The 21166-nt window shown below is 59.5% G+C and carries 15 protein-coding genes and 3 pseudogenes; 2 read left to right on the forward strand and 16 right to left on the reverse strand.

The annotated features are described in order from the left end of the window. Positions 1-325: transposase (locus tag NKH57_RS29990; RefSeq protein ID WP_352949729.1), on the forward strand; the 325-nt coding region annotated here is incomplete at its 5' end. Here NKH57_RS29990 and NKH57_RS29995 read toward each other — a convergent pair. From NKH57_RS29995 to NKH57_RS30070, 16 genes and pseudogenes are all read right to left on the reverse strand, one after another. Then, positions 326-736, reverse strand: a complete 411-nt coding sequence (locus tag NKH57_RS29995; RefSeq protein ID WP_352949731.1) for a Mov34/MPN/PAD-1 family protein — start codon at positions 734-736, stop codon at positions 326-328. Continuing rightward, positions 718-2490 carry a ThiF family adenylyltransferase gene (locus NKH57_RS30000; protein ID WP_352949733.1) on the reverse strand — a complete coding sequence of 591 codons (1773 nt, stop codon included), beginning with the start codon at positions 2488-2490 and terminating at the stop codon, positions 718-720. Before NKH57_RS30000 ends, NKH57_RS29995 begins: the two co-directional genes overlap by 19 nt. 210 nt (positions 2491-2700) lie before the next feature. Next, positions 2701-3555, reverse strand: coding sequence for a formyltetrahydrofolate deformylase (purU, locus tag NKH57_RS30005; RefSeq protein ID WP_352908139.1), 855 nt, complete (start codon positions 3553-3555; stop codon positions 2701-2703). Between the two features lie 18 nt (positions 3556-3573). Next, positions 3574-4297, reverse strand: a pseudogene (locus NKH57_RS30010) (FAD-binding protein); the annotation flags it as partial. A gap of 23 nt (positions 4298-4320) precedes the next feature. After that, positions 4321-5727, reverse strand: a complete 1407-nt coding sequence (locus NKH57_RS30015; protein WP_352949735.1) for an aminotransferase — start codon at positions 5725-5727, stop codon at positions 4321-4323. 163 nt (positions 5728-5890) lie between these two features. Beyond that, positions 5891-6388 (reverse strand): Lrp/AsnC family transcriptional regulator, encoded by a 498-nt coding sequence (locus NKH57_RS30020; protein ID WP_352949737.1) that lies wholly within the window; start codon positions 6386-6388, stop codon positions 5891-5893. A gap of 515 nt (positions 6389-6903) precedes the next feature. Further along, complete coding sequence (locus NKH57_RS30025; RefSeq protein WP_352949739.1) at positions 6904-8448, reverse strand: fumarate hydratase; 1545 nt, start codon at positions 8446-8448, stop codon at positions 6904-6906. A gap of 6 nt (positions 8449-8454) precedes the next feature. Further along, positions 8455-9888 (reverse strand): NAD-dependent succinate-semialdehyde dehydrogenase, encoded by a 1434-nt coding sequence (locus tag NKH57_RS30030; protein WP_352949741.1) that lies wholly within the window; start codon positions 9886-9888, stop codon positions 8455-8457. Between the two features lie 194 nt (positions 9889-10082). Continuing rightward, complete coding sequence (locus NKH57_RS30035) at positions 10083-11009, reverse strand: LysR family transcriptional regulator (RefSeq protein ID WP_352949755.1); 927 nt, start codon at positions 11007-11009, stop codon at positions 10083-10085. A 134-nt stretch (positions 11010-11143) separates the two neighbouring features. After that, positions 11144-12046 (reverse strand): HpcH/HpaI aldolase/citrate lyase family protein, encoded by a 903-nt coding sequence (locus NKH57_RS30040; RefSeq protein WP_352949743.1) that lies wholly within the window; start codon positions 12044-12046, stop codon positions 11144-11146. Between the two features lie 133 nt (positions 12047-12179). Beyond that, positions 12180-13331 carry a CaiB/BaiF CoA transferase family protein gene (locus NKH57_RS30045; protein WP_352949745.1) on the reverse strand — a complete coding sequence of 384 codons (1152 nt, stop codon included), beginning with the start codon at positions 13329-13331 and terminating at the stop codon, positions 12180-12182. Positions 13332-13346: 15 nt separating this feature from the next. Beyond that, a complete protein-coding gene (locus NKH57_RS30050; RefSeq protein ID WP_352949747.1) occupies positions 13347-14600 on the reverse strand; it encodes a methylaspartate ammonia-lyase in 1254 nt (417 codons plus the stop codon). 575 nt (positions 14601-15175) lie between these two features. Beyond that, a pseudogene (locus NKH57_RS30055) lies at positions 15176-15656 on the reverse strand (M20/M25/M40 family metallo-hydrolase); the annotation flags it as partial. A gap of 76 nt (positions 15657-15732) precedes the next feature. Beyond that, positions 15733-15960, reverse strand: a pseudogene (locus tag NKH57_RS30060) (3-oxoadipyl-CoA thiolase); the annotation flags it as partial. After that, positions 15888-16952, reverse strand: a complete 1065-nt coding sequence (locus NKH57_RS30065) for a thiolase family protein (RefSeq protein WP_352949749.1) — start codon at positions 16950-16952, stop codon at positions 15888-15890. The pseudogene NKH57_RS30060 and the gene NKH57_RS30065, both read right to left, overlap by 73 nt. 1199 nt (positions 16953-18151) lie before the next feature. Continuing rightward, on the reverse strand, positions 18152-18628 hold the full coding sequence (locus tag NKH57_RS30070; protein WP_352949751.1) for an Lrp/AsnC family transcriptional regulator: 477 nt from the start codon (positions 18626-18628) through the stop codon (positions 18152-18154). A 319-nt stretch (positions 18629-18947) separates the two neighbouring features. On the opposite strand from NKH57_RS30070, the gene NKH57_RS30075 reads away from it, so the two are divergent. Continuing rightward, the coding region (locus NKH57_RS30075) for a GcvT family protein (RefSeq protein ID WP_352949753.1) at positions 18948-21166 on the forward strand (2219 nt) is incomplete at its 3' end.

The raw sequence follows: 21166 nt of genomic DNA on the forward strand, positions 1-21166 counted from the left end.
CCAGATCCGGCCGAAGGTGCCGAAATTGGCGACAATCATGGACGACGCCGAGCCCGACGTGCTGGCCTACATGACCTTCCCGAAGGAACATCGCGCCAAGCTCCACTCGACGAATCCGATCGAGCGTCTCAACGGCGAGATCAAGCGGCGCACCGAGGTCGTCGGAATCTTCCCGAACGACGATGCGATCGTGCGCCTCGTCGGCGCCCTGCTGCTCGAACAGAACGATGAATGGGCCGTCCAGCGCGCAAGATACATGACACTGGAAACGATGTCGCAGATGAGCGATGATCCTCTGATCAGCTTGCCAGCCGTGGCGCGCTGATCAGCCCGGCCAATGCCGGAGAGCACGGCGACCAAAGCCGTCAGCTACACCACTCCCAGGGACACGATCTTTTATGATCGTTTTCAGGCATACTCGATCCGTCCAGCTCAGGCGGTTCGAGACGGCATCGGGGTGGGTGTGCCAGTCCCCGAGATACGTGTCCAACCTCCCGGAACGCTCATAGTGCTTCGCAATCTCCGCCTGTTGCCAGCTTTGATCAGGGAGAAAGCTGCTTCGCTCGTGAGATGCTCGGGGCCCGGCCGGGATCATTGCTGTTACGACGGCAACGTTGCTTTCGGCCCAGTATCCCATGAAGGTCCCACCCGTTTCCCGATCATACCAGAGGTCGGCATCGATCTGCATGGCCTGCATTATCGCCCGAGGCACCCACACTATGGGTTGCATCCGCATTCTTTCATGGGAGGCAACCCATCCACCCGCCAAGACGGCGGCACCCGCTTGATGCCGTCATGCAATGTGAGTGTGTGAACCAAGGATTCCTTGAAATCGGCTGGCTGCGAGAGAATGTCCACGGTCAACCGGACAGCTTCCAGCGATAATTCATGAAGATCGAATGAAGCCCCAGTGAAGGTCAACTCGGCGCATCCAGCCGGCTGATTTAGCGCGGAGATTTCTCCTGACCCAGGAGCTTTCTCGATCAAACCTTTCGCATAGGCGAATTCGCGGCAGGTTGGACAGCCGGATTTCGGCTGATAGGCAGCAACGACGCCCCCCTTCAATGAGAGCGTCCCGAAAAGAGAGATCATCGGTTTGCCGGCGGACTTGCAGTGATCGGCCAGCAAACGTGAGATTCCGGAAGAGGCCGTTGCATCGATGACGATGTCCGCCTTCCCAAAAATCGGCGGTAGAACTGAATGGTCTCTTCCGTTCCCGTCGGCCGCCGCGGCTATGCCTACGGTGTGATGGATCGCCTCGACCTCGACGCTTGGGTATTCGGATTCCACGTGGTGCTTGACGGCGGTCGTCTTTCGCATTCCCCAGGCCGTCGCACCAAGCGGCCATCGGATCGAGTTTCCTGGTTCGACGATGTCATGGTCGATGACGGTGAGATGGGAACAGCCGTTGCGGGCAAGCTCGATCGCAACTGGGGCACCAATAGCTCCCATCCCGAAGATGGCAATCACCTTATCCTTCAAGATGCCGACCGATGGAACTCGGGCGCCGATGTCTGTGGCCCCGGCGCGGAGCGTGGGAACTATGATCATGGACGGGCTGGTCCCTCTCTGTCCTTGCTTCACAGCCCGGAACGACTTTGCTGGTCCGTAACGCAGTGGAAATAGCCAGGTGTCGCCGTCAACGCGGTGGCTGAGTTCCGTCGACTGGACCGTGACGGACATCGAAATAGCGGGCGAGCCACTATTGATCACGTGGCCTCCAAAGGTAAGCTGGCCCTGCGCTTTCCGCCAACCCTCGGGCGATGGCGGCGCGAAACGACCTACGCGCCTCCACGGAAATATGCCCGTGACCTTCTTCAATTGAAGTCCGGGAGGAAGCGGAAATTTCCGGGCAGCTAGAACGGACCCGTCCTTCGCCTTGATTTCCTCGACCACACCCTGGAATCTAATTTTGTCGTCCATCTTTTGAAGGGAGTAAGACGCCCGCAAGGTGCCCCCTGTTTCAGCTCCTACATTCCAGGCAGTGTCGATCAACATATAGCTGCCGTCGACATAGCCATCGAATGCCGGGGCGAAGCCGTTCCACCAGAATTCCATCGGTTCGCCCTGTGGATCCTCCATGCCCGTACCATTCAGAGCGTTGGCGAGTTGCTTCTCCAGAAGTTTCGCCAACGTCCACTTGATGGACCACAGTCCTGTGTCACGGCCCAACAGGCAAAGGTTGCCGTCGGTCGGTGAGCAATGCTTGTGCGGAAAAGTTTTCGGGTTTCCTCGAAGGGCTACTTGCGGGCGCACGAAGGGATAGCTGTCGGGGAAAACTGCGCGAAGCTGGTAGACGTCCCCGGATGCCAGCGGCCATTCGAACTCGATGCTGAGCACCCCCTGTTTCAGTTGGTCTTCGTCGATTCGCAGCGAGTCTCGGGCGAAGAATGCCAGGTCACGGAGTTCGAAATCCAATCGTCCAACGCAGGTATGCTCCCAGTGGGGGAGCATACCTGTTTGCAGATCGCCATAGCCTATCCAGGTCATCCTACAGGACGGTCCGGCGGCTGAGGTGGGTCCTTGGGGCCAGGCGGAACGCCGGGCGGACGACCCGGAACGCCATCTGGTGGGCCGGGGACCCAGTCGGGCGGGCCGGGCGGGGTGTGGCCTGGATTGCCGGGGATTGGCGGCCGTGCCATGTCCATTCTCCTTTGTGATTGGTCGAAGATACAGATTTTCACATTGAGGCGTTCTCAGCTAAGCTGAGAACACGATTGCTTTATTTCCATTGAGCATAATCCGCCGCTCCACATGCAGCTTGACGGCCCGTGCAAGGACCCGGCTTTCGATGTCGCGACCCGTTGCGACGAAATCCTCCGCGTTCATCGCATGCGTTACACGCTCAGTCTCCTGATCTATGATGGGACCTTCGTCGAGGTCGGGCGTCACGTAATGCGCGGTTGCCCCGATGAGTTTCACTCCGCGCTCGTATGCCTGATGATAGGGCTTCGCGCCCTTGAAGGAGGGCAGGAAGGAATGATGGATGTTGATCATCTTGCCGAACAGGCGAGTTGACAAGTCGTCGGACAAGACTTGCATATATCGGGCCAGGATCACGAGGTCCGCACCCGTTTCGGCTACGAGACCCAGCAGCTTTTGCTCCTGCTCGGTCTTGTTGTCCTTGCATACAGGCCAGCAATGATAGGGGACCCGCTCCCGCCTAGCGATCTCACGGCTGTCTTCGTGGTTAGATACGATCGCGACCACGTCTGCGTTCAGCCAACCGACTTTGATCTGATAAAGCAGATGAAGCATCGCATGTTCGAATTTCGACACCATTATGATGATCTTCGGTCTACGACGAGCATCGACGGTGTGAACACACAAACCGAAGCGGTCGATTACCGGTTTAAGCGCACGCTCGATTGACGCCGTCGAAAGGGACTCGTCTCCTTCAACGGCCAGACGCATGAAGAAGCGATTGCTGGTGCGGTCCCAGAATTGGCTGCTCTCGGCAATGTTGCCACCGAGCACAGCCAGTTCGGTTGCAACGGCCGCGACGATGCCGGGACCGTCATCGCAGGTTAGAGTTAGGATCTGGAGTTGGGACATTGTACCCTGGGTCAAATTCGATCTTGAGAGCTCGGGCAGGATTACGAAAAAAACGTCGCCGACGAGGCGTAGTCGGCGACCTGGAACAGTGGCGCTTCGTCGTCCCTTGTCGATGGCGACAATGACCTGCGCGTCCTTCATACCGGAAGGTGCTGGATGGCACCGGAGATCCCGACGGCGGTGTAGAGATTGGGCGCGACGACCCTCTGGTGTGGTCTACTTGCCAGTCTTTGGGCGCGTAGGCGGCGTCGACCGCGCCGCGGGAAGCGCCGACGGCGGCACCGAGCCTGTCGGTGACGGGCGGGATGACTTCCTGGAATTCTCTCTGAGGAGCACAGCGCACGGCCACCGGAGATAACGATCTTGGGTGAGATCAACTCCGGACAGTCAGTTTCGAAGAGCTTGTTTTCGATGAAAATAGAGAGACCCGGGTCGGCTGCCGCCGAGATATTCTCGACGGCAGCCGCATTGCCTTGGGAGGCGCTTGGAAACGAAGTGGTGGGCACGGTGATCACCTTGTTGGTGTCGGTAGACTGCACGGTCTGGATGGCGTTGCCGGCATAGACCGGCGGCTTGAACGTGTCAGGCGAGACCACTTCGATGATCTCCGACGCCTGCACGGCATCGAGCAGGGCCGCCACGCGCGGCCCCACATTCTTGCCCGAGGGGGTCGCCAGCGCGATGACAGCGCATAGACGCCCGCAAGTGAAACGACGAGTGCCGCCGTCGGTTCGGCGAAACGCGGCAAGCTCGTCGGGAGCAGCATCAAACCGCGCCCTCAGCCTTCAGCGCGCGATAGGTCGCATCGACTGATTTCGCAGTCGCATCGACGATGATGTCGATCTCTTTTCGGGTAATGATCAGAGGTGGGGCAAAGCCGAGGATATCGCCATGCGGCATGGCGCGGCCTATGACACCATTTTCAAACAAAGCAGCGGCGGCGCGCACGCCGACCTGAAGTCCGGGTTCAAATGGCACCCGGCCCTTCGGATCCCGCATCAGCTCCACGGCGGATAAGATGCCGATGCCGCGAACCTCGCCGACAATAGGATGTCGCTCCAGTTCGGCTTTCATGCGGGCTTGCCAATAGGGTCCGACGTCCCGAACATGTTCCAGGATGTTTCTTTCCTTTAGCAATTTAATGTTGGCAAGCGCGGCCGCCGCGCAAAGCGTGTGACCAGAATATGTCCAGCCATGGCCGAGCGGCCCGTGCTTTTCCGTCCCTTCTTCCAAAACCGACCAGACCCGGTCACCGATAATCGAACCGGAGATAGGCAGGTAAGCGGAACTCAAGCCCTTGGCGATGGTTACGAAATCCGGGCGCATGCCATAGAGGTGGGAACCGAATTTCTCACCGGTTCGCGCGAAGCCGCAGACCACCTCATCGGCAATAAGAAGGATATCGTACTTGTCAAGCACCCCTTGAATGGCGGTCCAGTAGCCCTTTGGGGGTAGAACGATGCCTCCGGTCCCAAGTACCGGCTCTCCAATGAAGGCTGCAACGGTCTCTGGGCCTTCAGCGAGGATAAGGGCTTCAAGTTCGTTGGCACAGCGGCTAGAGAACGCCTCCTCGCTTTCGCCATCATGCGCCTGGCGATAATGGTGGGGCGCCGTCGTATGGCGCACCAGATTCAGCGGCAGGTCGAAGAAATCGTGAAAGAAGGGAAGGCCTGTCAGGCTACCGGTGACCAAGCCGGACCCGTGATATCCGCGATGCCGCGAGATGATCTTCTTCTTTTCAGGGCGGCCGAGAATGTTGTTGTAGTACCACACCAGCTTGATGTTGGTTTCGTTGGCGTCGGAGCCGGAAAGGCCGAAATAGACCCTTCGCATGTTTTGCCCGAAATATTCGACCACGGCCTCCGCCAAAAGCGCGACCGGCTCCGTGCCCTGGCTCGCATAGACATGGGCAAACGGCAACCCGTGCGCTTGCCTGGCAATGGCGTCGGCTATCTCGGTGCAGCCATACCCCATATTGACGCAATAGAGCCCGCCGAAACCGTCGAGACTTTTCCGACCCTCCGTATCCCAGATGTAGACGCCTTCTGCGCCGGCCATGATCCGGTTTGGCGTCTCGCCACGGCTGTGCTTGGCCAGGTGCGTGGACGGATGGAAGACGAAGCTTCGATCCTTCTCCCGGAGTTGCTCGGTTCCCAGATTGCTCAAGCGCATCGTCCCTCTCCTCGCAATAAGGCGGCGGGAACACTCGGCCAGCCGCCTCTTTAGCAATTAATATACCGGCAAACACCTCTTGAGTTTCACGGAAATTCACCTCTTTAGCCGACGAATTCGCGGAATCGGCACCAATCGCCGTGGAAACCAAGGCTTCGGGAATTTACCGTTGTCGTAGTGCGGACACCGGGATCGGAGAATTGGATTTCACTGGTTTTGTCACGACAAGGCTGTAGTATTGATCGATACCCAAGCCGGCCTGCAGCAGTCCCTCCATGAAATCCTGATACGCAGCCATAGAAGGAGATGAAACGCGCATCAGATAATCGATCCGCCCCCCTATAGCCCAGCAGTCGAGGATTTCCGGGATGTCTTGGATCGCAGCCTCGAAGTGTCGTTGGTCCTCGAGACGGTGTCGATCCAGAACCACCTCCACCATCACAAAAACAATGCCCCCGACGAGGGCTGGACTTAACCGGGCGTAGAACCCCTCAATGATCCCTGCGGCTTGGAGTAAACGAAGCCGCTCCGAACAGGCCGAAGCCGAAAGATGAACACGCTTTGCGAGCTCGCTTTTCGAAATCCGACCGTCTGACTGAATCTCTGAGAGAATCCGGATGTCCCAAGCGTCTAGTCGCACAGGGTCGGGTTTCGACTTCATGACCTTTGCTCTCAAGCCGTGGTCGACAGCGCAATCAGTGCCGACCAATTCTATCATTAATTGAAGCGAACAAATGTAGTGGACGGCACCCATTCTCGGCCCGCAATGCACCAGAGTGGGGTTGTCGAAAGTCAGGTGAGGGAGTTCGAACCATGGAAAGGCTTTAGAAGCAGTTGGCTATCGCCCCGCCGCTAACGGGGCGATGACGCACTGGAGAGGTTTAGTCGCCTTTCGGCAGAGACCTCGTCGAAATAGACACCACATTTTTTGAATCTCCGCTACTTTACCTGATTGGCACCCTCGACAGTTCCCGAGCATCGATCGGGTGGACGGCATGGTCCATGCGGTATTTACATCGGCGCATTTGGCTTCGAGATGAATTGAAAGCCTTTCTTCTTTGGCTCGCCGAGGAGCCTAGGCACCGCAAATGCCGCCCGTGTTGCCGCTACGGCCCAGAGTCCGGCCCGGCCCGATGTCGCGACATTGAGCCTGGCCGGATCGCCCAGCCGGAAGACTCAAACGCCGATGCTGCGGGCGATGCTGTCGGCCGCCATGCGCTTACGCCACTCAAGAGGCCCGGAATTGTGAATGGAGTTTCCCTCGACATCGACAGCCATGATGACCGGCATGTCCTGCACCTCGAATTCATAGATGGCTTCCATGCCCAGGTCTTCAAAGGCAACGATCCGCGCCGCCTTGATCGATTTTGAAATCAGGTACGCAGCGCCACCCACTGCGATGAGATAGGGCGTTCTGTGTCTGACAATCGACTCGATGGCGGCCGGGCCCCTCTCCGCTTTGCCGACCATCGCGTATAGCCCAGTCTCGGCGAGCATCTTTTCAGTAAAACCGTCCATGCGGCTGGAGGTTGTCGGGCCAGCCGGTCCGACGACCTCATCCCTCACCGCGCGGACTGGTCCGACGTAGTAGATCACGCGTCCGCGCAGATCGACCGGGAGCGGCTTGCCGGCATCGACTAGGTCGACGATGCGCTCGTGGGCGGCGTCACGGCCGGTCAGCATCTTTCCGGAGAAAAGAAGGGTTTCCCCGCAGCGCCACGATGCCGTCTCTTCCTTCGAGAGCGCATCGAGATTGACCCGACGGACGCCGGTCGTGTGCAAGCCCTCATGACCGATCTGGGGCCATTCGGAAAGGTCGGGCGGTTGGAGCTGTACCGGTCCTGTGCCGTCCAAGATAAACTTCAAGTGCCGGTTGGCGGCGCATTGCGGAATGAGCGCCACAGGCTTGGACGCCACATGGGTTGGATAGGTAGCAACTTTGACGTCAACGACTGTCGTAAGGCCGCCTAGCCCCTGAGCGCCGATGCCTAGCGCATTAATTCGTTCATAAAGCTCAACCCGCAGTGCCTCCTCCGCACTTGACGGCCCCCTGGCGATCAGTTCCAACATATCGATGGGCTCGTTCATGGCCTCCTTCGCCAGCAGCATCGCCTTTTCAGCGCTACCACCGATGCCGACCGAGATCAGGCCGGGCGGGCACCATCCACTGCCAAGGGTCGAAACAGTATCGACCACCCAGTCGGCAACGGACGCGCTGGGGTTCAGGGTGGTGAAACGTGCCTTGTTTTCCGATCCGCCGCCTTTTGCGGCGATCGTGATCTCAATCTGGTTGCCGGGCACGAGGTCGACGTGGATGACCGCCGGCGTGTTGTCGCGGGTGTTGATCCGTCCGGCGAGCGGATCGGCGACGATCGATGGCCTAAGCGGGTTGCCCGGGTCAAGATATGCCCGACGGACGCCCTCATTCACCAAGTCAGCGAAACTGGCCGTTGATTTGATGCGGGCGTTCATGCCGACCTTTGCAAAGACAACCACCAGGCCAGTGTCCTGGCAGATCGGACGACGTCCGAAGGCCGCCATGCGGGAGTTCAGAAGGATCTGCCCGATGGCATTCTTCGCCGCCGGGCTCTGTTCACGAGTGTATGCCTGCGAAAGGTACCGGATAAAGTCGGGAGGATGGTAATACGAGATGTACTGAAGGGCGTCTGCGACGCTCTTTGTGATATCCTCCTCGGCAATGGTCGATCTTGTCCTATTCACGAAATCTCATCCGAATGAACCGAACCCGTTGACCAGTTTCAGGCTCTGGAAGCTCCGCACCCCCTGCTCCCCTCCTTCATATCCATACCCGCTCTGTTTAACGCCTCCATACGGCGCATCTGCTGAAACCCCTTTAAGATAATTTACACTAAGAGCGCCGGCCGAAAGACCGCCGATTAGCGCCCGTTTGGTATCGTCAGCACCGGTGAAGAAGTAGGCGGCCAAGCCATAGTCAGTGGCGTTGGCTTCTTCGATCGCCTCCTCGATCGTGTCGAACGGCGCCACGGTGAGGATCGGTCCGAACGGCTCGTCATGAAGCACCTTCGCTTCCTTTGGCACGCCGGTCAGGATGGTTGGGGGCCAGTAAAAACCCGGCTGGCCAAGGCGGGTGCCACCGGTTTCGACGGCGGCACCGCGATCGACCGCATCCTTGATAAGACGCTGCATGGCTTCGATGCGCCGTGCATTTGCCATCGGCCCCATCTCCGTCGCCGGGTCGTCCGGCGGACCGATTTTGATCTTGCGGGCGACCTCGATCATCCCGGACAGGAATTCCTCATATAGGGTTCGCGCGACGAGGATTCTGCTGGGTGCGTTGCAACTCTGGCCAGCGCACTCGAACTTGTATTCCGTGATTGCCGGTATAGCTTTTGGCAAGTCGGCATCGTCGCATACAATGACGGGGGAGTGCCCACCGAGCTCGAGGATGCATCGCTGCAAGTTATTCGCGGCGAGCTTGGCGAGCTGTTTTCCAACCTCGGTAGAGCCCGTGAAAGTCAGAACCTTGACGATCGGCGAGCTGAGTAAGTGCCGGGATATTTGCACCGGAACGCCAAAGACGAGATTGACCACGCCGTCCGGAATACCCGCTTGACGTAGAGCTTCGACGATATGAACTGCGGCGCTCGGTGTCTCTTCAGCGCCTTTGAGGATCACCGGGCAGCCTGCCGCCAAAGCAGGGGCGAGCTTGCGGGCGATGAGAACGGCGGGATAGTTCCAAGGCGTAAAGGCAGCAACGACGCCAAGTGGCTCGGGGACGATCATCCGGTTCGGGCCCATCGGAATAGGGGCCGACAACTCTTCGGCATGCGTTCCGTTCCACTCCAGCGTTTCGACGGCGCGCGCATACTCACCTGTCGCTTCGGCAATCGTCTTTCCCTGTTCGGCTGACAGGTCCCTAGCCGCGGCTTCAGCCTTCGCTGCCAGAATTTTGGCGGCTGCTACGAGAATCTCGCCACGATCTTTTGCAGGTCGTGAGGACCAAGTCTTGCGGCTTCGCTCTGCAGAAGCGAGAGCCTTATCGAGATCCGACGCTGAAGCCGCGGCCACCGAGCCACATACCTTCTCTGTCGCCGGATTGGTCACCGGCAGAGTACTTCCGTCACTACCGGCTCGCCACCTGCCATTGATGAAAAGCTCATAGCTGGTGGCGTTGGACATCCCATGCTCCGCTTGAGTATTTCTGCCAATGCGAGACCCGCCGATATCGAACCTAGGCCCGCTTGTCTGCAGTTTCCTCGCTTTGATCGGGTTCGGTCAAATATGGAATATCGCCCAAAACCATCTGGAATCCAGATTGATATCCCGCAACCAGCCGCGGAGGAGCGATAGTACTGAACTGGTATGGGATGTGCCTAAGCTCGGGCCGGAGCCGTGGCTGACCAGTGCTTACTCTCGATCAATGTCCTGACGACCTTGGGGATCAGCTTGCGAACCGCAGAAACGGCTGGAGAGCGCTCATCCCTCGGATTGACGGCGAGCACAACGGAACGGGTAATCACTGGATCAATGATTTTAACCGTTCGGACTTGGCCTTGAGACGCCTCTTTCTGAATGGCTGACGGAGTCAGAATAGAATAGGCCTTTCCTTCCATGACCATACTAATGATCGTAGAAAGGGAGTCGACTTCGAATCTGACGTCCAGCACACAACCGTGCTGCGCAACGACATCAGCCACCGAACGCCTGACGTTGTTGTTACGCATGGGAACCGCCAGCGGGAACGCATGCAGGTTGCCGAGAGCTATCTCGTCTTCGAAAGGGGGTTCACCTGGCGGCACTACCAGGCAAAATTCTTCGCGTGCCAGCACCGTCATCCGCCCCACGCTCTCGGCAGTGCGATAGAGGATAGCCAGACTGAAGCGGCCAGCAGCCATCCACTCCTCCAGCGGTCCCGTCATGCCCTCGATCATCTTAAGTGAGATCCTCGGCAGTTCGTTTCTTACCGATTCAAGCAGCGGACCGCTAAGGACGCGAGCGGCTCCCGACGGAATGCCAATGGTAACCTCACCGGAAGGAGCAGCCACCGAGTTGGTTAGTTCTGCCTCAGTGAGCTGAATTTCCTTCAGGATGTTCCGCGCGCGCTCAAGCAGCTTGTCTCCGGACGCCGTGACGCTGACACCGGTCCTGTCGCGAACCAGCAGCTGGGTGCCGAATCCTTCCTCCAGTTGACGCACATGCAGGCTTAGAGCGCTTTGAGCAACGTTGAGGGTCGCAGCTGCCTTTGTGAAACTTCCGGCTTCGACGACGCCGACAAAGTATCTTAACTGCCTGATGTCCACGATGATCAAATCCAACCGGGGCATGTTCCCCAGTGCCTTCTTATCTATCTCGAAACGAGATGGCAGGCAAGCAACAAGATTGTCGGACCATGATTCGAATACCAGCGCTTGTCCGACCGCTAATTCAATGCAGGTCAGTTATTGCTGGCGAGAGCCAGGATCTCGTGGGCGCGCCGAACTACTGGCGGATCAATCATCTTACCGTTCAACGAGAATGCAGACAGTCCACGGGTGGCGGCAGCGTTTTCCGCCGCGACGACGCGACGTGCCCACTCGAGCTCCTGGGCGCTCGGAGAGAAACCTTCATTGAATATGGCCACCTGCGTCGGATGGATCGCCAAAGCTCCGGCAAAGCCAAGCCGCCGCGCATGCACCGCGGCTTCACGAAGTTTATCAGTGTCGGAGAACTCGCCAATGCTTCCTATGAAGCCTAGCGGCAGCAACCCGGCCGCACGGGCGGCAAACAGAACGGAAAGGTTCGGCGTCACGAGAAGGTCGAATTCCGGTGCGCCGCCAACAGCGGCACTGAAGTCTTCAGGGCCTAGGGCCATTGCAACCATCCTGGGATGGGCCGACGCAATGGCCGCGAGCCTTTGCAAGGCGCCCGGGGTCTCGATCTGGGCCAGGAACCGGATGCCTCCCAGTGGAAGATTTCTTTGTCGTTCAAGGTCCGATACCGCATTCGCGATCTCTAAAACCCACTCTGCCGAATCCGTCTTCGGAAGAACCAGTGCGTCAACACCAGCCATCACGGCTGCATCGAGATCGGTCGCCAAGGCGCGCAAACCACGATTCACGCGGACCAAAACAGATGCGCCCTTGCGCACCACCTTTGCCACGGATTCAGGAAGCTGCCGCCGTGCCTCGCCCTTCTGATCATGGGGAACGGAATCCTCCAGGTCGAGAATGACGCCATCTGCACCCCGCTCATGGGCCCTCTCCACAAAGCGCGGAACGTGAGCGGGAACGAAGAGCAAGGATCTCCAGCGGGGTACAGACATCGCGCTTTCAACGGCCGCAAAGGTGTCCTTGATCATGGAGTCGCCTCTGCGGCCGATTTTAGCGACGGCGGTGCCAGTGAGCTTTCTGGGCGGCCGGCGTGCTGAGATGATGCGAGGTACACAGGCTCTTTCGAAATCGCGTGCGCACTCACTTTAGCGAGATGCGCGCTCACGCTGACGCGACTCTCTCGCGCAAACGCCCCAGAGCCTCCTCACGGACAGTCTCGGTATGAGCGCCAAGAGCGGGAACTGGGCGAAGCGAGGGGTGCTCGGAGTTGAAGATCGCAGCCGGCGCTATCGTCTCGACGGTTCCTTCGGGGGTGCCAACCTCAACCCTGCGAAGGTGGGGATGCTTTGAAACATCGGCCACTTCGTTCAGTCGGCCATATGCCAAACCGGCCGCCTCGAGCTCGCGCATTGCTTCATGGCAGGATAGTTCAGAAAAACGCAGTTCAATGATCTCATCAAGTTGCGCCCGGTGACCGAGACGCTCCATGTTGTCGGCAAAATCAGGTGCGCGTGTAAGCCCCGGCTGCTTCAGGAACTTCTCGCAGAAATTCACCCATTCACGGTCATTCTGAACCGAAAAGATGACCTCTTTGCCGTCGGCACAACGATAGGCGCCGTACGGCGCCAGCGACGGGTGTTTCACGCCCGAGCGTACCGTGTGGTAGCCGCTATAGTCGTTTTGCAGGATCGGAACATTCATCCAGTCGGCGACGGCATCGAACAGTGACACCTGGATGCTTGTCCCTTCGCCGGTGACCTCGCGGTGATACAGCGCCTGAAGAATAGCACTATGCGCCGTCATACCCGCCGATATGTCGCAAACCGAGACCCCTACACGCGCGGGCCCCTGTTGGGTGCCGGTGATCGCGCAGAGACCTGTTTCGGCCTGGACGATGAGATCATAGGCCTTCAAATGGGAATACGGCCCTTTCTCCCCGAAACCGGAGATGTCGCACGTGATCAGCTGCGGATATCGTCGACGGAGATCAGCAGACGCGAAACCCAGTTTTTCGATACTGCCCGGCTTCAGATTCTGGATGAAGACGTCAGCACCGGCGATGAGCGATTCTAGGACGGCCCGGTCCGCCCCCGACCTCAGGTCCAGACACACCGATTCCTTACCCCGGTTGAGCCAGACGAAGTAAGCGCTCTGTCCCCGCACCAGTTTATCGTAGTGTCGCGCAAAGTCCCCTTCGGGCCTTTCGATCTTGATCACCCGGGCGCCGGCGTCCGCAAGGCGAGACGACGCATAAGGCGCGGCCACGGCCTGCTCCACGGCTACGACGATGATCCCCTCAAGAGAGTTCTGCATGCGACACCGTGCTTTTCATCCAACGTTTTCGTTTTGAGTCCGACGACGGTTCAGCATCGCCAGCAACCGGTTCTGTTCGTTCCCGACGATGGAAAATGCCTCGTCGACACCCATTCCGGGCTTTGCAAGCATCATGTCGGCCTGGGTTGCCACCGATACGTGGACAGAAGCCTGGGCGGAGAGATCTGTCTCGGTACAGCTTCCCCCGACATACGCTCCGACCTTGTTTTCCTTGCAGAGGAGAACGGCCCGCGCTGTGTCGGCCATCGAGCCGACATCGGGCGTCTTGATTTGAACGAGATGCGTGGCCTTGGCTTCGGCAAAGAGCCGAATATCCTCAAGTGTATTGCATCTCTCATCCACGACAATGCGCGCGCTGGAATCCCGGTTGTTCAAAATCGACACAATCCGGGCGTAGTTCTCAATTTGGGCCTGCGTGGAACCAAAGTCCGCCGGGCACTCGATGTTCAGCGTGAAATCCGGAACGGTATCAGCAACCCTGCAGATGAAGTCGGCGATCCGTGGCGGCTCCAGGCCGATCTCGAGACCAATCCAGCCATACACATCGAAATGCAGCACCGGATGATACCCAGGGCGGCCGATTTCGCGCGTACGCGTTGCAACCCACTTCACAAACTCCATGAAGGTCTGGCCGCCGATGCCGAATTTCTGCCGGGAGTTGATCAGGCCGTGGGGAAGCACATCCACGCCCTTCAGTATCATTTTATCTACATTGATTTCGCGAGCGTCACCGCTCTGGCAGTAGATCGGGACGCGGCACGTCGGTAGCGGCAGACCGAACTCCGCGCATATGATCTCCGCCATTGTCTTGCGCTGTAGGTGGGCGGCTGCGCGAAGCAGCGCTTGGCTCACGCCATACTCGACAGCCAGAGGTAAGCGCAGATGTTCGACAGGTTCAAAAACCTTTGCGCAAGAAGTACGAAACCGAGATGCATCGACATCAAAAAGCCGCGGCGCGACCACGCGTGACGTAAAAACTGAGATCTGATTGGCGTCGAACAGAGGATCGCGTCCACCGGCACCAGAGTACTGGACGTTCATCATGTCGCCCCATACAACGGTCTCGTCCGTAAGGACGAGCCCGATGCTGAGCGAAGATGCTGGAATGCGAATCGACGTGAAGCCAAGCGTTATCGGTTCGCCGACATAGCGGAAGCCGTCCTGGGTCGCGCCGGATCTAATGGCGGCCTGATCGTCATAGAAAAATGCGCCGTTGCCGGGCGCGAGGAGGACATCTTTGATCTGCACTTCAGCTCGCTCGATTTCTATCGGACTGCGTTGACGGCGGATGTAGTTCGGCTATCCCCCAAGCATGCGCCACTTAACCTAGAGTTCGCCAATATAATGTCCCGGACCGTACTATCGCGTTTTGAGATGGCCGGCGCCTGCCGCAATGAAACGTCTTTGATTTGTTGAGCCGAAATGAAGCTTCGCTCCCGCGAGCGTCTCTTATGAGGTTCTTAAACTCGCGGACTCATTCGCTTGCTGCTCGTGAACTCATTGGCGTAGACGAAATCATATCGTCGCCTCTTGCCAAACTGTTGCTACTCAGCCCCCCGTGGTCATGTTCAAGATCATGGCTCTGCAGACTCTCGACAGTCTGTCGGAGATCACGCTGAGTCTCGGATCCAGTTCCGGCGATTGCGCTCCCCACTCTTCCAGCCTTCCGCCCCCGCCTGATTCTTCGCCAACAGGAAATTGACCGCCAGGATCCCAAACTGCTGCGCCTCATCGGATAGCGAGTTGCCTCACGACGCCGCCGCCCCTCCCATATCACCGGGCCGTACCACGGAACGCCACCCTGACATGCGCCAGAATCGCGTGGGTGAATCGGCGGCAACCGCAACTCCGAACTTCGGTACGCCAGACGGCGCAGCACGCACGAAATCGGCGACGTGCGGACTGCTTGTCTCTTCTTCACCTTCCAGCAGCAGGATGACGTTGCAGGGCAGCGCGCCATGCACCTTGAGATGAGACTCGATTGCCAGGACCTGCGAAATGCTGGCCCTTGTTATCGCCCACACCGCGTGCGTAAAGGCGCCCGTCACGGATCGTCAGCTCGAAGGGCGGCGAGAGCCATTTGTCGATCGGGTCAGCCGGCTGCACGTCGTAATGGCCGTAGAGCAGAACGGTCGCTTTGCCCGGCGCTTTCTCCCAGCGCGCCACCACCATCGGGTGCCCTTCGGTCGGCGCTAGGCTGGTCTCGAGCCCGATCCCGGTGAGCATCTCGACCAGCAGGGCGCCGACTTCGGCGATGCCGACATTTTCGGCGCTGATGCTCGGGTGCCGAAGGTAATCGATCAGGCGATCGAGGAAGCGGGTGGCCCACGCCGATGCACATGGTGGCGAGCGCCAGTTTCGCGCCGCGTTCGCGCAGTTCCAGCGCCGCGGTGCCGACAATGCGTGCGCCCGACATGCCGAGTGGGTGGCCAAGCGCGATCGCTCCGCCATTGGGGTCGACGTGCTCCCCGTCCTCGGGAATCCCGATTTCGCGGAGCACGGCAATGCCTTGGGAGGCAAAGGCTTCATTGAGTTCTATGACGTCGAAATCGTGCGGCGTGACACCGAGGCGGGCGCAGAGTTTTTTCGTCGCCGGCGCCGGTCCCATGCCATGATGCGCGGCGCGACGCCGGCTGTGGCGCCGCCGAGAATGCGAGCGATCGGCGTCAGGCCGTATTTTCTAGCCGCCGCCTCGGGAGCGATAATCAACGCCGCGGCTCCGTCATTGACGCCAGGCGTTGCCGGCGGTGACCGTCCCGCCCTGCCTGAAAGGCGTCGGCAGCTTGGTGAGCGCTTCCAGGTTGTGCCAGCGCGGGGATGTTCGTCCTTACCAACAAAAACCGCGTCACCCTTACGCTGGGCTATGCTGACTTCGGTGATTTCCTTGCCGAGACGGCCATTCTCCTGCGCGGCGACGGCCTTGTTCTGGCTCCGAACGGCGAAGGCATTCTGGTCGGCGCGGGAAACTGAAAATTCCTCGGCGACGTTTTCGCCCGTCTCGGGCATGGAATCGACGCCGCACTGCTTTTTCATCAACGGGTTGAGGAAACGCCAGCCGATCGTCGTATCGAAAATCTCGGCATTGCGCGAAAAGGCAGTCTCGGCCTTCGGCATGACGAAGGGCGCGCGGGATATGCTCTCGACCCCGCCCGCGATCATCAGTTCGGCTTCGCCGGCCTTGATGGCGCGGGCGGCGATCATCACCGCATCCATGCCCGAGCCGCACAGCCGGTTGACGGTCGAACCGGAAACTTCCTTTGGCAGTCCGGCATAATCGCTGATCACCGTCGTATTGATGTTGCCGAACCGGTCGAGCTGCGCCGCACTCAGGAAACCGATCGTGATGCGCCCGCCTTGCAGGCAGTAGCGGAACATCTCCGGCACCGAGACGGTAGTGACGGCAGTGTCGCAGAGTTCCACGTCGCCGATCGACAGCGGCAGCACGTCCGGCGCCGTGCCGATCGTGCCGCTCTCATAGATCAGCGTGATGTCGGGCGCATGCGTCAGCCGCGCCACGTTGCAGGCCGCCGACGGCGCGCCGATGCCGACGAAGCAGACGTCGTCGCCCTTCAACGCTCCGTTGCGCGCGCGAAAGCACAAGCTTCCTCTCGTACTGAGCGTCGACGAGGTTGGCGCCACACTACCCGACGCCGTCATTGCCGGCATTCTTAACACCAAGGCCGTCGAACGGCCTACGGCCAGCGCTTCGACGCCAACCGGGTCGGCTAACCCTGTATGGCGGCGGAGTGCGTTCGTGACATAGGGAAACCCCGTGCATTCGAACAGCAGCATCCCGATTTTCAGGATGCTCAGCGCGAAGTTGCGCGACGCAACCCGAGACCTCACTCTCGATCTGTTCGATGTCGGTCCGCTAGAGGACGCATCAACGCGTTGCGAAGGAATTCGCCGCCTTCAACGCCGCCGATGACCACTCTCGCTCGGTCTCTGGGATTGTCGAGGCCAAGCAGATCTTCACCGCAATGTCGCGAATCAGCTGTTACGACGGCAATCTTGTGAGTAGGCGCCTGCTGCCGCAGCAAGGTCGGAACAGGAGAAGGCTGGACATCGCTACGGGAACATTGACGGCAGCGGCCACCGCCGCTTGATGCCGGATGAAAAAGCCACAGTCGGAAGAGATCACGGCTACGCCTCGCACGACCAGGCGTCGAGCGGCTGCCACGCAGGCACTTTCGAGCGACGGGTCACCACGAATGATCATGTCCGGCCATGCCCCTCCACGATTTCCGTAACGATTGGGCGGTCGAACGTCGTAGGGTTCAGCTAGGAGATGGGAGCCCAATGAGGAGAGAGTTTCACGCTGGGTTCTGCGAGGGGCCGAAGGTGAAAGTCCTTCGGCCTACTCACCCGCGAAAGAGTGATTTCCCGGGCGCCGACGCTGTCAACTGAGCGGAAGGGCAACACGTGCGGGTGCGCCATCGCAAGCATCCGTCTGGCCCGGCGGTCGCAGACCCTGGCCTGGAAGCTGCTTGTAAGTGAACCGGGAGATCTCTGGATTGGCCACCCAAGCCGGCATTTGGCGGGTATCTGGTTGATGGCCCGCAGCGGGAAGGCGAGGAGCCGTAGCCGTTGATGGACGGATACAGAGAAGTCTGACTCGGCATAGTAGCGATGAAACCGACGAACAAAGCCGGGCCACCAGTTGCGGAGTTGGTGGATTCCAAGGCCGGGGACCAAGGGGAACGCGGAACAGCAAAGCACGCACCGGACACAGGGCGGGGCTCGCGTGACCCAAGCGCTAGACCGCGTGCGGAAAGTAGCAAGCGGCGCAAGGATACGGCTCAAGGGTCTTCCGGATCCTGAACAGGGACCCCAAACGTTGCCTTGACCCGGTCGACGACCACCATGGTCTTAAGACTCTTTATGTGCGCGTTCTGATAAAAGAACTTGCGCGTGAATTGTTCGTAATCCTCCATGCTACGCGCGGTGATATAGAGCACAAAGTCGGCTTCGCCGGTTATGTAGAACCCGGTCGCAATCTCGGCTGAGGATTTGATATCCCGCTTGAATTTGTCGATGATGTCGGCGCGCTCCCGTTCCAGGGTCACCATAACGATCATCTGGATGGGTCGGCCGACGGCCTTCGCCGATATTATCGAGACATCCGCTTCGATGATTCCTTCCGCCCTCAGTCTCTTAAGGCGACGCTGGCACGCGGTGGCGGAAAGCCCGACCCTTTCCGCAATGACATCGGAGGTTAGGCGGTTATTCCGTTGAACCAGTTCCAGGATGCGGGCATCGATCCGGTCGTATGTCATCTAGGGTGATCTCGGCTGTGCTTTCTTCTCCTACGTCGCTGTGCTGGATTACCACAGCCGCAGGCAGAATTTCAGCGCCTTATAGAGGCTATCTCGCCGGCAATGCAACGCGTTGTGAAAACGGCGGTGCTGATCCTCGGCAAGCGCCGCCGTCATCCGCTTGGAGTAACACTGCGTCGGCCGCCCTGAGGGCGCAGAAATTCTGCGGACCTAGCCTGGAGATCGGCGGAAATCAGAGCACGTCTGACAGTAGTTTGTTTGCCACAACCAACCCGCCTTGCCCCCGCGCTTCCGCGACAAGGCTAGAACAGGGTTTCAAATGGCCAGCATATTACCGTCCCATGCCGAATACGTGATCATCGGAGGTGGCATCATCGGCCTCTCGATAGCCTACCACCTAACGCGTCTGGGCCACCGCGATGTTTTGCTTCTGGAACGGGACCAGCTGACATGCGGCACGACCTGGCATGCTGCGGGCCTCGTGACGCAACTCCGCGCCAATGAAACCATGGCCAAGCTTGCTCAATACTCGGCGGAGCTGTTCAGGGACCTTGAGAAACTGACCGGCCAAGCCACTGGCTTTCGTCAAACCGGCTCCATCACCGTCGCCGCGACCCAGGACCGGCTTGAAGAGCTTAAGCGCGGGTCCTCGATGGGCCGCTCGTTTGGCCTGGATGTGGAGATGATCAGCGTTGCGGAAGCCCAGCGCCGCGTTCCATTGATCGATGTCAGTGATGTCCTCGGGGCGGCATGGATCGCTTCCGACGGAATGACCAACCCTATCGATACGGCTCGTGCTTTCGCGGCCGGGGCTCGCCAGGGTGGAGCAACGATCCTTGAGCGGGCCCCGGTGACACGCATCCTCGTCGAGAAGAGCCGCTTCGTCGGCGTGGAAACCAGTCAGGGCACGGTTCGTGCTGAAAAGGCGGTTATCAGCACCGGCCTGTGGACGCGGAATGTGGCTGCTGACCTCAACTGGTCGGTGCCCTTGCAAGCTGCCGAGCATTTCTATGTTGTCACGGAGGCAATTCCCGACCTCCCTCACGACCTACCGACGATCCGCGACATGGACGCGCGTGTTTACGCAAAGGCCGACGCCGGCAAGCTCCTCGTGGGCTTCTTCGAGCCCGATGGCAAACCCTGGGGGATGAATGGCATACCCCACGATTTCAGTTTCGATTCGTTGCCCGAGGATTTCGACCACATCGAACCGTATCTCTCCGCGGCCATCGATCGCATGCCCGTCCTGGCAAATGTCGGCCTGCAGCTGAATTTCAACGGCCCTGAGACCTTCACGCCGGACAACCGGTTCCACCTCGGGCCATCTCCTGAAATCCAAGGTCTGTATGTCGCCTCTGGATTCAATTCCTGCGGCATCGAGTCCTCGGGTGGTGCGGGCAAGGTCATGGCAGAATGGATGTCGACAGGCTTGCCAGCGGGCGACTGCTGGGAAATGGACGTCCGGCGGTCTATGCCCTTCCAGCGGAACAAGCGGTATCTGTACGACCGCACGGTGGAGGCGGTCGGCAACCTCTGGGCGCTTCACTTGCCGCACAAGTCACCGAAGACGGCACGCAATGTCCGCGTGTCCCCCCTACACGACCGCTTGTCCGCCGTCGGTGCGAATTTCGGTGAAAGTGCCGGTTGGGAACGCGTTCAATGGTTTGGTGCGCCTGGATCGCCGAATGAAAACCATGCGACGTTCGGCCGGGACGAATGGTTCGAGCGAAGTGGCGCGGAGCATACGGCCACCCGCTCCGGCGTCACTTTGTTTGACCAGACCTCCTTCGCACACATACTGGTTCAGGGGCCCGATGCCCTTGCCCTATTACAGCGCTTGTCCACCAACGACGTGAACGTGGCGGTCGGCCGGATCGTGTATACGCCGTGGCTGAACGAGCGGGGTGGCATGGAGTCCGACGTCACGATCGCGCGCACCGGTGATGAGGAATTTCTCGTCGTGACAGCGGCCGTCCAACGCACCCGCGATCTCGCGTGGTTGCGCTTGCACGCCAAGGGAGCCGGCCACGTCTCGGTAGCCGACGTCTCATCCGGATACACCACTCTCTCCGTCATGGGTCCGCGATCGCGCGAACTACTGGAGCGCGTCAGTCCCGCGGATTTCTCAAACGAGGCATTTCCCTTCGCAACGGCTCGTGAAATCGAGGTCGCATACAGTCTCGCGCTCGCCTTCCGGATGACCTTTGTCGGCGAGTTGGGCTGGGAACTTCACATCCCGACCGAGCAGACATTAGGCGTCTTTGACGCCCTGGTGGCCGCCGGTGCCGATCTCGGCCTTGGCCACGCCGGATATGTCGCCCTCAACACGTTGCGCCTGGAAGCGGGCTACCGTGCCTGGGGTGCAGCTGTTGGTGACGCAGACCCCCCCCTGGAATCGGGACTAGGGTTCACGGGTGCCTGGGATCAGGCGGACGATTTCATCGGACGCGCGGCCCGGGAGGCCCCGCGCGGCAAGCCCTTGCGCCGACGGGTGGTCCAGCTCGCTGCGCCCGAGGCCAAGGCATTGATGTTCGGCAC

Source organism: Mesorhizobium sp. M1050 (assembly GCF_040318715.1).
Lineage (GTDB): Bacteria > Pseudomonadota > Alphaproteobacteria > Rhizobiales > Rhizobiaceae > Mesorhizobium.